A 470-nucleotide genomic window follows, 5' to 3' on the forward strand; every position below is an offset into this window, starting at 1 on the left:
AGCCAGTAGCGCCAGTAGCGCCAGTAGCGCCAGTAGCGCCAGTAGAGCCAGTAACGCCAGTAGCGCCAGTAGAGCCAGTAGCGCCAGTAGCGCCAGTAGAGCCAGTAGCGCCAGTAGCGCCAGTAGCGCGAGTAGCGCCAGTAGCGCCAGTAGCGCCAGTAGCGCGAGTAGCGCCAGTAGCGCCAGTAACACCAGTAGCGCCAGAAACGCCAGTAGGGCGAGTAGCTCCTGGAGGAAGAAGTTAGATAGGGATTTAATCCTTAGGAGTATTACATTTTTCGGTTTCAGATTGGCTGCTGCGAAAAATCTGGTTTAAGAGGTTTTTATGCAAAATCAGAGATTGGTAATATGAAATTGCCCAGCAATTATTATTACATTTTTGTTGTTAAAAGAGATGTTAAAAAGACTACATACTTAGATTTAATTTGTGTTCTTCAAAATTTAGTGGATAATAAATTTATACATGTTAT

Annotated in this window: 1 protein-coding gene; it reads left to right on the plus strand. The window is 45.5% G+C overall.

Annotation, left to right across the window (positions count from 1 at the left end; translation table 11 throughout):
- The coding region (locus tag ABNX05_RS26230) for a hypothetical protein (protein ID WP_349662358.1) at window positions 1-245 on the plus strand (245 nt) is incomplete at its 5' end.
- Window positions 246-470 lie beyond the last annotated feature (225 nt).

This window comes from Lysinibacillus zambalensis, from assembly GCF_040183165.1.
Classification (GTDB): domain Bacteria; phylum Bacillota; class Bacilli; order Bacillales_A; family Planococcaceae; genus Lysinibacillus; species Lysinibacillus zambalensis.